Here is a 12434-nt window from a genome sequence, read left to right as displayed (position 1 = left end):
CCCTGTGGTTCTGGGGGACGGAGATCGGCTGGGCGACGGTGCACCCGCTGCTGGAACAGCACGGCTGGGACTACCGGAGCTGCCATGTCTGGGACAAGGGGATCGCCCACGTGGCGGGCAACGCGAACACGCGGACCCTGCGCAAGTTCCCGGTGGTGAGCGAGGTGTGCGTGCAGTACGTGCGCAAGGTCCTCCTGGAGTCCGGCGGCGCGCGGCTGCCCCTCAAGGCCTGGCTGCGGCGCGAGTGGGAGCGCTCGGGCCTCCCGCTGCGCCACACGAACGAGGCGTGCGGCGTGAAGAACGCCGCCACGAGGAAGTACTTCACGCAGTGTCACCTCTGGTATTACCCGCCGGCCTCGGCGTTCGAGGGGCTCGTCGCGTTCGCGAACGCGCACGGCCGCCCCGAGGGGCGACCCTACTTCTCGATCGACGGCAAGCGGCCGCTGACCGGCCATGAATGGGCGAGCCTGCGGGCGAAGTTCCATTGCGATGTCGGGGTGACCAACGTGTGGCAGGAGCCCGCGGTCCGTGGGCCGGAGCGCTTCAAGGAGGAGACCCGCTCGGTCCATGGCAACCAGAAGCCGCTCAAGCTGCTCGATCGAATCATCCGCGCGTCCTCCGATCCGGGCGACGTCGTCTGGGAGCCGTTCGGCGGGCTGTGCTCGGTCGCGGTGGCCGCCTTCGGCGCGGGGAGACGCTGCTACAGCGCCGAGATCGCGCCCGGCTACCACGCGGTCGCGTCGAGCCGCCTCGCGAAGTGCGCGCCGCGCCCGCCTGCCGAGATCTCGGCCGCGTGACGGCCGGTGTCGGCGCCGCTGCTCCGCATGGTAGCCTGCTCCACCATGGCGACGCCGAAGATCGTGACCGTGGGAGGGGGGACGGGCCATTACACCCTCCTCACGGGCCTGCGCGACCTGAGCGCCCGGATCACGGCGATCGTGACCATGATGGACTCGGGCGGGAGCTCCGGCAGGCTCCGCGACGAGTACGGGCTGCTGCCGCCCGGTGACTTCACGCGTTGCCTCGTCGCCCTGTCCGAGCACCCGGACGCGCTGAAGGAGCTGCTCAGCCACCGCTTCCGCTCGGGGAGCCTCGGGGGGCACACGCTGCGCAACCTGATCTTCACCGCGGTGCAGGAGATCACCGGCTCGCTCCCGCTCACGGTCGAGCGGCTGCACGAGATCTTCTCGGTCAAGAACCGCGTCCTCCCGGTCACGATGGACCAGGTCGATCTCGTCATGCACCTCGAGAACGACCGGACCATCCGGGGGGAAGCGTCGATTGACAACCTCTCCGACATGCTCGATGCGCCGGTGCTCTCGGTCTATCTGGATCCGGAGGCGGTTGCGTATCCAGCGGCGCTCGAGGCGATCGCGGACGCCGATCTCATCATCGTGGGGCCGGGCGATCTCTACACGAGCCTCGTGCCGAACCTCCTCGTCAAAGGGGTGCGCGAGGCGATCGCGGCGAGCCGCGCGCGCGCGCTGTTCGTGTGCAACCTGATGACGAAGGCCAACGAGACGCCCGGCTACACGGTCGAGGAATTCGTGGGGACCATCGCGATGTACCTCGGCGAGGCCCGCCTCGACGCGGTGCTGTTCAACGACGTCTGGCCCTCCGCGAGCCTCCGGGAGTACGCGTCGACCGGCTCCGAGCCTGTCGTTACCTCGCCGGACAGGCCGCTGCGGTCCGACCTCCTCGTCCCGGCGGATCTGCTGTCCGGCGGGAAGCTCATCCGCCACGATCCTCACAAGCTCTCGGCGGCGATCGTGTCGCTCGCCCGGGAGCGGTCGTGGTGGTGAGGCGCTGAGGGGCCGCGCGCGGCTCGCCACGCGCGCCGCCGAGGTCGGCTGCGCCACGGGCGCGCTCTACCTGGAGCTCGAGAGCAAGGAGGCGTCCTCCCCGAGCGCTCCGGCGCCGGGGGAGCTTTCACGACCAGGCTCGATGCTCAGGCCGCCTTCGGCGAATCGTCCAGATGGAAGGGGGTATTGACGATCACGATGCCTTTCCCGCCCCGGAACAGCAGGAGCCATTTGAGGATCGACGCCGTGTGGTTGTGGAGCAGGTAATGGTACCAGCGTGACTCGACAACCTCCGGCACGACGACCGCCACCTGCCGGTCGGGGTGAGCGCGCGCAAGGGTGGTGACGAAGCGGAGCAGCGGCCTGAAGAGCCGTCGGTAGCGAGATCGGACCACGACCAGCCGCGGCGCCGCGACTCCCTTCTTGGTTGCAGGCTCCTCCACGAGATCGCGCCATTCGCCGCTCAGATCCTCGACGCGAGGATCGTCGAGGAGCACCTGGAGCGCATAGACCTCGGGCGAGAGCTGGAGCGCGAAGCGGAGCCCCTTCTGCGACACGAGGTCCCAGCGCCGGATCGGGATCACCACGATCGGCGGCGGAGGCGGGGTGAGGTCGAGCGGCTCGTGGGCGCGCACCGCCTGATCGAGCTGCGCGTAGTGCCCCCTCACGCCGCGGAAGGTCAAGAAGGCCGCGATCACGAGCAGGGTCGAGACCCACGCCCCCTCGGTGAACTTCGAGAAGATGATGACGACGAGCGTGGCGGCCGTGGCCGCGGCGCCCGTGGCGTTGACGGCGAGGTGGAGCCGGAAGTGCTTGCCGCGGACCCGGTGCCAGTGCGCGATCATCCCCGACTGCGACATCGTGAAGGCGAGGAAGGCCCCCACCGCGAAGAGCGGGATGAGGGCGTCGGTGATCCCCTGGAAGACGACGAGCAGGATCGCCGAGAGCCCGGCGAGCACGGCGATGCCGTACGAGAAGGCGAGGCGCCGGCCGCGGTGAATGAAGGGCTCCGGCAGGAAGCGGTCGATCGCGAGCAGCTGACAGAGGCGGGGGAAGTCGGCGAAGCTCGTGTTCGCGGAGAGCATCAGCACCGCGACGACGGCGGTCAGGGTCACGTAGTAGAACGGGCCGCGCCCCACGACCGCGCCCACCACCTGCGAGAGGATGCTCTGATAGCCGGCTTTGCCCGGCTCCGTGGCGGTGACGCCGTAGACTTTCGCGAGGATCGCGATCCCGGCGAGCAGGATGCCGAGGAAGGCGACGATGTACGAGAGCGTCCGGCGCGCCTGCGCGCTGCTCGGCTTGCGGAAGGCGGGGACGCCGTTGCTCACCGCCTCCACGCCGGTCATCGCGGTGCACCCGCTCGCGAACGCGTGGCAGAGCAGCCCGAGGCTCGCGATGCCCAGCGAGCCCGGGAGCGAGGGCGGCGGGACAACGGGCGCCGGGTGACCTCCTTGCAGGATCGTCTTCCCGATGCCGATCGCGATCACCGTGAACAGGCAGCCGAGGAACGCGTACGTCGGTGCCATGAACACGAGGCCCGCGGTGCGGAGCCCGCGAAGGTTGGCCGCGGTGAGCAGGATGAGGACGCCGAGGCAGAGGCCGAGCGTATGGGGCAGGAGCGCGGGCACCGCGGAGACGAGCGCGCCCACGCCCGCGGAGACCGCGACCGCCACGTTGAGCACGTAATCAAGGAGCAGCGCCGCCGCGGCGACGAGGCCCGCGTTGGTGCCCAGGTTCTCCTTCGCGACGACGTACGAGCCCCCGCCGTTCGGGTACGCCTCGATCGTCTGGCGGTACGAGACGTAGACGATCACGAGCAGCGTGATGACGAGGGCGCTGAGCGGCACGATGTAGCGGAGGCCGAGCGCGCCGAGCGGGAGAAGCACTGTCAGCGCGGCCTCCGGCCCGTACGACGCGGAGGCGAGCGCATCGAGGCCGAGGACCGGGATCCCGGAGAACGGTCCTATCTGTTCTTTCTCCTCCTCGTCCGAAGCCAGCCGCCGACCGAACAGGATCGTCGTGAGGGACATGCGCCCCGCGGTTCAGCAAAGCATGTGCCGTGGCGAGCTCCCCTGCGCTCATGGGACGGAGGCACGGTGTGCACACCGCATCCGGATCGCGCGAGGAAATTTGTTCGACGTTGAAGCAATGTGGTCGAGCAGCGCGCTGCCGCATGCGAGCGGCCGACACCGACCGAATGCGAGGCAACCTCGACGACAGCTCCTCCGCCGCTCCGGGAGGATCGAAGCGCGCAGTCCAGGTGAGTCCACGAGCGCGGCGCGTGCACGAGCGCGATCCACTCGCAGGGACGACACGCGCTGTCGCGCTTGCGGTGTCTCGAGTCCACGGAGGCGGGAGAGGCTCGCTTGCGACAGTCGTCCGCCTCGCTCTCTGTTCCTCTTCGCAACCTCGCTGCCATCGCGGCCTGTCCCTCGGGCGCCGGCCGACCTCCACGTCCCTCTCACGGACTCCGGTCTGCTCCTTTCACGGACCCGGTCTCCACCTCTCACGGACTCCGGTGCGCTCCTCTCACGGACCCGGTCGCCACCTCTCATCGACCCCGGCGGTCCCGAGCGCGCAAACGTGGTTTTTCTTACATTTCTTGTGCGCGTCCCCGGGCATGGCCGCCCCGTCCTCCAGGCGCCGCGTTGTTCGCCCCCGCGCTCGCGGTGACGTCCCCTCCATCGCCGGCCCGCCGTGCTCGTCGAGCGCAGCGACGGCGGGCCCGGGCGCCTTGAGGCGGGATCATTTGCCACGGTTCGCCAAGTTGCCCCATCGCCGGCGCGTCCGTGCACGCGGTCGCCCGTGCTGTTGGAGCGAGCGGCGCAGGATGAGGCCGCTGCCGGGCGCCTGCCGCTGCGATATTCCAGATTGGTATGTGCTTCGCATGAGGCCGGGAGCTATCGCCATTTCAGAGGCCGACCACTTCAGGACGAGGTAGAGCGCTATGACCACCATCGGTAACGACCAGTACACTTCGGGCGAGTACAGGAACGGGATCTACGAGGGCGGCTCGCAGCCGTCCGGCTCGCAGGAGTCCGGCTCGCAGCAGGCGCAGGGCGGTGACGGCGGGGTGAGCCTCGACACGCTGCTGAAGTTCGCCAAGGACATCCAGGGCAAGGTCAAGGACGTCCCGTACATCGTTCCGATCGCGATCGGCGGAGCGGCGTTCGCGATCGGCGTGCTCGCGAGCTCGAGGATCCTGCGCCAGCTCACCCTCCTCGCCGGGGGCTATGTGGTCAAGTACGCGATCCAGAACGCGCCCAAGGATCAGATCATCGACTTCGCGAAGAAGGTCGTGACCGATTCGTTCCGGGCTTCGTCGAGGGCCTGATCACGCGGGGAACGGCGCGCACGCAGGGGCGATTGCCGGGAGTCGAGGGCTTCCGGCGGGGCAGCCTGACCCGGCCATGCGCTGACCCGCCTTCGCCGCGCCGACGGCGCACGCGTCTCCGTCCTCTGGCACAGAGACGGGGGCGCGCGCGCCGCCGGCGCACGGGTCAGGAGGCGCCATGATCATCGGGGAGAGCATCGAGGTCCGCTGGTTCCTGCCCGCCGACGACGCGCGGGCGCAGCGGCTCACGTCGTGGTTCGCGCACGCGTCCTCGGAGCCGCCGCGGACCGACCGCTACCTGCGCCTCCAGCGCGCCGACCTCGGGGTCAAGGAGCGCGGCGCCAGCGGGGCGACCAGCCTGGAGACCAAGTTCCGGGTGTGCGCCTTCGGCCCCACCCATTTCTCTCCCACGATCCTGGGCGAGCTGGAGCGGTGGACGAAGGTCGCGCACGGGTCCACGGACGCCGACGACGGCGGGCGCGGGTGGACGATCCTCAGAAAAGAGCGCCGGGTGAGGGTGTTCGAGCTGGTCGGCGGCCGCGTCGCCGAGGTGACGCACGGGACGCACGCCAGGGCCGGGGGTGCCGTGGAGCTGACCCGCGTCGAGCTCGTGGACGGCGACGGGCGCGCCGCGCCGGCCGCGTTGACGCTGGGGATCGAGGCGTTCGGTCCGCCCGAGACCCTCCTCGAGGCGCTCTACGGCGCGGGCCGGGCGGTGTTCGCGGAGCAGCCCGATCTCCGGCTGGAGGCCGCCGCCTCGAAGGGATATCCGGCGTGGCTCGCCGAGCGGTCTACGGCGATCTGAGGCGCGCGCCGCAGCTCACCCGGCCGCCCGGGCAGAGACCGGCGCGGCGGTGAGCCGCCGGGCCGCCGCGCCCGCCGCCCACGAGGCCGCCGCGCAGGCCACCATGACGGCCGCCATCGGCCGCGGGGTGCCGTCGTTCAGGAGGCCGACCAGCGACGACGCGCCGGCCGCGATCGCGAACTGGGTCGACCCGAGCGCCGCCGAGGCGAGCCCCGCCCGCGCGCCCTGGTCCTCCATCGCCAGCGCCGTCGCGTTGGAGCCGACGAACCCGAGGCACGCGATGAACGCGAACAGCGACGCGAGCACGGCCGCGAGCCCTCCCCAGCCGCTGACCGCGATCGCGAGGAGCACCGCGCCCACCGCGGTCGTCGCGGCGGTCGCCCGCGCGAGCAGCCACGCCGGTGACCGGCGCCCGAGCAGCCGGTGGTTCACCTGGGCGCCGGCGATGAGGCCGAACGCGTTCGCGCCGAAGATCCAGCCGTAGTGCTGCGGCGAGACGTGGAACAGCTCGATGAGCACGAACGGCGAGCCCGAGATGTACGCGAACATGCCCGCCTGACCGAAGGCGCCCGCGAGCGTGTACGCGACGAAGCCGTGATCCCGCGCGAGCTCGCGCAGGTGCGCGCCGATCACCCGGAGATCGAGGCGCGGCGTCCGCTCGACCGCCGTCTCGGGGAGCGCGACGGCCATGAGCGCAAGGCAGCCGAGGCCGAGCGCGGCGAGCAGCGCGAAGATGAACCGCCAGCCCGCGACGAGGAGCAGCCAGCCGCCGAGGGTCGGCGCCAGGATGGGCGCGGCCCCCATGACGAGCATGAGCAGCGACAGCAGCCGCGCGGCCGCGGCCCCGCCGTAGAGGTCGCGGACCACGGCGCGCGTCACGACCTGCCCCGCGGCGCCGCCCACAGCCTGCAGGAAGCGGAGCGCGATGAGCGACCGCACGTTCGGCGCGAGCGCGCACCCGATCGACGCGACCACGTAGAGCGCGAGGCCGACGTACAGCGGGCGCTTGCGGCCGAACCGGTCGGTCAGCGGGCCGTAGGCGAGCTGACCCAGCCCGAGCCCCGCGAAGTACACCGCGAGCGTGAGCTGCACCGCGGACGCGGTGGTGCCGAGCTCCCGCTGCAGCGTCGGCAGGCTCGGCAGGTACATGTCGATCGAGAGCGGACCGAGCGCCGTGAGCGCGCCGAGGATGAGGGCGAGGAAGCCGGGGCTCTTGCGCGTGGCGGGCGGGCTCGACGTCATGACAGAGCGGGTGATCTGGGGCCTGCGGCGTCCCTCGGCCAGTCGCGCCCCCTCGAGCGCGCCGGGGCCTCACGACCCGCGCCGGAGGCGCCGCCTGCCGACGAAAGGAACGAACCGCCCCGGATCGACGCGCGCCCGCCTGGCGCGGCGCTCGTCATGCCAGGTCGTCCCCGCCGCAGAGCAGCGCGGCGATCGCGCCGGCCCGCTCCGGGGTCGTCAGGTCGTCGGCGGCGACCGTGATCGCGCGGATCTCCTCCGCCCGCCAGCCGCGCCGGTCACGCCCGCGCCCCGGGCCGGCCCCGATCCGGACGCGCAGGAGCTCCCCGGACGCGACGACGGCGAGCTCGACGTCGTCGCCGCCCGGCCCCCCGTCCTCGCGGGAGACGGGCACGACGACGGCGCCGCGCGCCTCGAGCGCCCGCGCGAGCCGCGCCTCCGGCGCCCCGGGCGCGCCGATCGAGCCCGGCGCGGCGCCCAGGGGGCCCGGCGCCCGGCCGCGCGGGCCCGGCGCCCCGCCGTTCGGGTAGAGCGCCGTCGCGAGCTCCACCGACGCGACAGCCTCGGCGGCGCGCGTGCCGGCGCTGCGCACAGCGCGCCGCAGCCGCTCGGCGCGCTCGCCGTCGCGGTCGAGCGCGGCGAGATCTGCCGGGTCGAGCCGCACAACGCAGCGGACCAGCGCGACCCCGCCGCTGCTCGGCACCTGCGCTGCCTCGAGCCGGCCGCGGCGGAGCATCGCCGCGCCGCGCGCGTCGCCCGAGGCCTCGAGCAGCGCCGCCGCGCCGCCGAGGACCGCGTCGGGGTGCGGCCGCTCCTGCGCGGCCGGGAGCGCCGCCTCCCGGTACACCTGGTTCCACCCGCGCCCCGCGCCCGGCAGGCGCAGCAGCACCGTCAGATCGGCGAGCTCCGTGTCCGGCGTGCGCACCGCGCTCGCGAACGCCTCCCGCACCGCCGCGAGGCGGGCCGCGTCCGCCGTGAGCGCCGCGAACGCGGGCGCGTCGACGGCGAGCGAGAGGCGCGACGCGCTCACCTCGCGCGCCCCCAGCGTCCACCGCTCCGGCGGCCCCGCCAGCGCGAGCTCGGCGCCGCCGACAAGGGCCGACAGCCCGCGCTCGCCGCGCGTCTCGAGCAGCGCCGCGACCGCCGCCTTCAGCGCGGTCAGCGCCGGGACCGGGATCACGCCCCGCCCATGCGCCCGCGCCGCGCGGTCCGCTGCTCCGCGAGCGCGGCGTCCGCCTCGTGCACCGCCTCGGCCTCGCGCTGCGCCTCGGCGTCGACCGCGCGGTGCCCCTCCTGGACGCGCACGGGCTTCGCCTCGGAGGTGACGGCCGCCTCCGCCATCGCCGCCGCCGCGTGCCGCACGTCGTCGTAGGGCTTCGCGAGGTCGAAGATCACCTTGGTGTTGCCCTGGCTCAGGTTCGCCAGCGCCTCGAAGCGCCGGAGCTCCATCGCCCCGGGCGAGCGCGCGAGGATGCTGGCCGCCTCGGCGAAGTTCTTCGCGCTCTCCACGTCGGCCTCGCTCTTGATGACCACGTAGCGCCGGTCGCGCTCGGCGATCGCCCCCTTCGCGAGCACCTCCTGCATCTGCGGCGGCAGCGCGATGTCCTGGAGGCCGATCATCTCCACGTGCAGGCCCCACGCCGCCGCCACCGCCTCGACCTGCGCGCCCACCTTGGCGGCGACCTCCTCGCGGTGCGACAGGAGCTCGTCGAGCCGCGTCTCGCCCACCACGTCGCGCAGCACGACCTTCGCGCGATCCTTCATCGCCGTCTCGTAGTTCTCGACGGCCAGCGTGGCCTTCTCCGGATCGACGACGCGGTAGTAGACGACCGCGTCGACCATCGTGGTCACGTTGTCGCGCGTGATCACCATCTGCTGCAGCAGATCGCGGTTCTTCATCCGCGTGTCGATGCGCCGGAGCTCCTGGATCCCGGGCAGGTACAGCGTGATGCCGGGGGACACGCGGCCGGTCAGCTTGCCTAACGTGAAGCGCAGCGCAGCCTCCCACTGGTTGATCTGCCGCAGCCCCGACAGGAGATAGGCGACCGCGAACACGGCGAGCAGGACGAGCACCAGGGACATGGCTGCGACTCTAGCAGAGCGCTCCGCGGCGGCCGGGGGCGCCGTCCTCCGGCTTCGCGCTGGTGTCGCTGCCCGGGCGGTGTACCCTCGCTGCCGCCATGAGTGCCGAGCCGAGCCAGGCATTGCGCGACGGGCGCTACGTGATCACGCGCGCCCTGGGCGAAGGGGCTCAGGGGCACACCCTCGAGGCGGTCGACAAGCGGGTCGGCAAGCTCGTGGCGATCAAGCGCTTCCAGATCCGCGGCGCGTCGAGCTGGAAGGGCGTGGAGCTCGCCGAGCGCGAGGCGCGGGTGCTCGCCTCGCTCGCGCACCCCAGCCTGCCTGCCTATATCGACCATTTCGAGGAGGACGGAGCGCTCTACCTCGTGATGGAGAAGATCGACGGCGAGAGCCTGGGCGCGATGCGCCGCCGCCGCGCGGTGCTCGGACGGGACGAGATCGTCCGTTTCCTGCGCGACGCCTCGGGCGTGCTCGACTACCTGCATGGCCGCGCGCCGCCGGTCATCCACCGCGACATCAAGCCGAACAACGTGATCCGCCGCCCCGACGGCTCGTTCGCGATCGTCGATTTCGGGGCCGTCCGCGATCGTCTGCGACCCGAGGGGGGGAGCACCGTGGTCGGCACGTTCGGGTACATGGCGCCGGAGCAGTTCCAGGGCCGCGCGCTGCCCGCGTCGGACGTCTACGCTGTCGGCGCGACGGCGCTCTGCCTGCTGACCGGCGAGGAGCCGGAGAACCTGCCGCACCGGGGGCTCGCGATCGACGTGCCCGCGGCCCTCGGCGGCCGCGCGGACCCGCGGCTCGTCCGGGCGCTCTCCGCGATGCTGGAGCCCGACCCGGACCGCCGCGCCGCGCGCATCGCGCCGCTCCTCGCGGAGCTCGGCGCGGGCGGGGCGCCCCCCGAGCGCCCGCGCGCCGGCCACGCCGCCGGGGGCGCCACGGAGCGCGACGCGCGCAAGGCGTACCGCGACGCGCGCAAGGCCGAGCGCGAGGCGCGCGAGCTGTACCGCGACGCGCGCAAGGCCGAGCGGCGCGCGCGCAAGGAGGAGCGGCGCGCGCGCGGGCAGGAGGGGCGCTCGACGCCCTGGCGCGGCCTCGACGGGCTGCCGCTCGTGGGCGCGATGTTCGGGCTCACCGTCGCGCGCATCGCGGTCGGCCTCGCGCTCGGGGTGATCGTCCCGACGGTGCTCACGCTGCTCTCGCTGGTGTTCGGTCGGGTGCTGCGCGAGGAGGCCGCGCCGAGCGTGCGCAAGGCCGGCCGCGTGGCCGAGCTCGCCCTGCTCCGGGCCATGCGCGCGGTCCGCGGGCGCCCCGCGCCGCCCGACGCCGCCCCGCAGGACCACGGCGCCGGGGCGCGCGTGCGCGTCGACGAGCAGGAGCCAGCCGGGCGCTCGCGCTTCCACGACGACCTGGACCAGGAGTTCGACGAGCTCGACGACCTGCAGGCCGACGAGCGGGCCCGGTCCGACGCCGCGTCGCGGCCGTCTCGCACGGCGAAGCGCTGAGCGCCGCCTGCGCCCGCCGCAGCCGTGCGGGGCGCGAGCGCTCAGATGCGCCCGAGCGCGGCGTCGAGGCGCAGGCGGAAGACCTCGACGATCGCCTCGGCGAAGATCCGCCGGCTCATCTTGGAGTGGCCCGCGCGCCGGTCGACGAACACGATCGGCACCTCGACAACGCGGAGCCCCTTGCGGAGCGCCCGGTAGGTCGTCTCGATCTGGAAGGCGTAGCCGTTCGAGCGCACGCTCTCGAGATCGAGCGCGAGGAGCGCGCGCCGCGTGAACGCCTTGTAGCCGGTCGTGAGGTCGCGGACGCCGACGCCCAGGATCGTGCGCGCGTAGAGCGAGCCGCCCTTCGAGAGCACGTGGCGCCCGAGGCCCCAGCCCTCCACGCCGCCGCCCGGCATGTTGCGCGAGCCGAGGACCACGTCGGCGCCCCGGGCGATCGCGTCGAGGAAGGCGGGCAGGTGGCCCGGGTCGTGCGAGAGGTCGGCGTCCATCTCGAACGCGACGTCGTAGCCGCCGTCCAGCGCGCGCTGGAAGCCCTCCAGGTAGGCCGTGCCGAGGCCGAGCTTGGCCGCGCGGTGGAGCACGCGGACGCGCCCGTCGCGCGCGGCGAGCTCGTCGCCGAGCGCGCCCGTCCCGTCCGGCGACGCGTCGTCCACGACGAGCACGTGCGCGTCCGGGACCGCCGCGAGGACGGAGCTCACGAACCCGGCGAGGTTGTCTCGCTCGTTGTACGTCGGCGTGATGATGAGGGTCCGGGGGGCCATCGTGGCTCGGCGCGGCGCGGGCGGACGCTCGCGCGCTTGGTCTATGCCTCGTTGCGCCTCGTGCAGCGCCGCGGGCGTCCGTCTGCGCTCAGGCCTCCGCTCCGTCGGCCGGCATCGGCACCGGATCCATCGAGAGCACCGCCGGCACGTAGACCGTGACGGCGACCGGCTCGCCGGGCGCGCGCGCCTGGCCGTCCGCGAGGCGGTGCGCCCGGTGGAGGAGGTACGGCCGCACGAGGCGCTGCTTCCTGGCGGGGAGGAGGCTCCCGAGCAGGCGGCCGTACAGGCTCGCCAGGTCGTCGAGGCCGCGCGGCGTGGTCGCGGCGAGGTGCATCCCGCCCTCGATGCGCGCGACCGTCACGTCGCCCTCCGGGCTGGCCGCGCCCCGGATCGGGAGCACGGCCTCATAGGCCCACCGGTGCGGGGGATCCTCGCCGGGATCGCCCTTCAGGCCGAACAGCGGCTCCTCGACGATCGCGAGCCCCTGCCGCTCGGCCACCTCGGCCAGCCGCGCGTGGGCGGCGCGCAGCGCGGAGAGCGTGAGGGCGCGATCGAGCGGCACGACGAGCGCTCTGCCCGTCTGCCGCCACGTCTCCTCGACGTCGTGGCCGTCGTTCGTCGCCGTGCTCGTCGCCGTGGCCGCCGCCGCGGCAGCGCCGCGGGCCCGCGGGCGCCGGAGGTGCTTCGGGGTGGTCTCGTCCGACGACATCCGCGCCGGGCGATCATCTATCAGAGCGATCGCGCGGGCGGAAGGCTCCGCGAGGCGCGCCTCCGGTCGCTTGCCGGAGCCATGCGCGCCAGTTACTTTCCCTCCCCGTTCCCGACAGGGCGTCCGCTCTGCATCGGGCCGACTGGCTGGAGCAGCCTCGGTCGACGGTGGGGGGGTGGGTCACGCGCCCG

General features: G+C 73.3%; 11 protein-coding genes. 5 read left to right on the top strand and 6 right to left on the bottom strand.

Going from position 1 to position 12434, the window contains the following annotated elements:
- Window positions 1–38: 38 nt before the first annotated feature.
- A complete protein-coding gene (locus tag WMF42_RS36315) occupies window positions 39–797 on the top strand; it encodes a DNA methyltransferase (RefSeq protein ID WP_420895042.1) in 759 nt (252 codons plus the stop codon).
- 45 nt (window positions 798–842) lie between these two features.
- Window positions 843–1802: a gluconeogenesis factor YvcK family protein gene (locus WMF42_RS36310; RefSeq protein WP_233562463.1), complete on the top strand. Its 960-nt coding sequence runs from the start codon at window positions 843–845 to the stop codon at window positions 1800–1802.
- A gap of 146 nt (window positions 1803–1948) precedes the next feature.
- Here WMF42_RS36310 and WMF42_RS36305 read toward each other — a convergent pair whose 3' ends face one another.
- The gene (locus WMF42_RS36305) at window positions 1949–3835 is read right to left on the bottom strand and encodes an APC family permease (protein ID WP_437687644.1); all 1887 of its coding nucleotides are present in this window, start codon (window positions 3833–3835) and stop codon (window positions 1949–1951) included.
- Window positions 3836–4752: 917 nt separating this feature from the next.
- Here WMF42_RS36305 and WMF42_RS36300 point away from each other — a divergent pair.
- Window positions 4753–5139, top strand: a complete 387-nt coding sequence (locus WMF42_RS36300) for a hypothetical protein (RefSeq protein WP_061612101.1) — start codon at window positions 4753–4755, stop codon at window positions 5137–5139.
- Between the two features lie 178 nt (window positions 5140–5317).
- Window positions 5318–5944, top strand: a complete 627-nt coding sequence (locus WMF42_RS36295) for a hypothetical protein (protein ID WP_437687642.1) — start codon at window positions 5318–5320, stop codon at window positions 5942–5944.
- 15 nt (window positions 5945–5959) lie between these two features.
- Here the strand turns inward: WMF42_RS36295 and WMF42_RS36290 are convergent, their stop codons facing one another.
- From WMF42_RS36290 to WMF42_RS36280, 3 genes are all read right to left on the bottom strand, one after another.
- Window positions 5960–7186, bottom strand: coding sequence for a multidrug effflux MFS transporter (locus WMF42_RS36290; protein ID WP_437687640.1), 1227 nt, complete (start codon window positions 7184–7186; stop codon window positions 5960–5962).
- Window positions 7187–7340: 154 nt separating this feature from the next.
- Window positions 7341–8363, bottom strand: coding sequence for a hypothetical protein (locus WMF42_RS36285; RefSeq protein ID WP_437687638.1), 1023 nt, complete (start codon window positions 8361–8363; stop codon window positions 7341–7343).
- Window positions 8360–9265 (bottom strand): SPFH domain-containing protein, encoded by a 906-nt coding sequence (locus WMF42_RS36280; protein ID WP_437687636.1) that lies wholly within the window; start codon window positions 9263–9265, stop codon window positions 8360–8362. The genes WMF42_RS36285 and WMF42_RS36280 overlap by 4 nt, the downstream gene beginning before the upstream one ends.
- Before the next feature lie 98 nt (window positions 9266–9363).
- On the opposite strand from WMF42_RS36280, the gene WMF42_RS36275 reads away from it, so the two are divergent.
- Window positions 9364–10770 carry a serine/threonine protein kinase gene (locus tag WMF42_RS36275; RefSeq protein WP_437687634.1) on the top strand — a complete coding sequence of 469 codons (1407 nt, stop codon included), beginning with the start codon at window positions 9364–9366 and terminating at the stop codon, window positions 10768–10770.
- A gap of 41 nt (window positions 10771–10811) precedes the next feature.
- On the opposite strand, the gene WMF42_RS36270 is transcribed toward WMF42_RS36275, so the two are convergent.
- Both WMF42_RS36270 and WMF42_RS36265 read right to left on the bottom strand, forming a co-directional pair.
- On the bottom strand, window positions 10812–11534 hold the full coding sequence (locus tag WMF42_RS36270; protein ID WP_061610717.1) for a polyprenol monophosphomannose synthase: 723 nt from the start codon (window positions 11532–11534) through the stop codon (window positions 10812–10814).
- An 88-nt stretch (window positions 11535–11622) separates the two neighbouring features.
- Window positions 11623–12243 (bottom strand): hypothetical protein, encoded by a 621-nt coding sequence (locus WMF42_RS36265; protein ID WP_437687632.1) that lies wholly within the window; start codon window positions 12241–12243, stop codon window positions 11623–11625.
- Between the last annotated feature and the right edge of the window lie 191 nt (window positions 12244–12434).

Source organism: Sorangium sp. So ce176, from assembly GCF_051519835.1.
Taxonomy (GTDB): domain Bacteria; phylum Myxococcota_A; class Polyangia; order Polyangiales; family Polyangiaceae; genus Sorangium; species Sorangium cellulosum_G.
The sequence above is the reverse complement of the archived record's forward strand: the minus strand, read 5'-3'. Positions and strand labels throughout refer to the sequence as shown.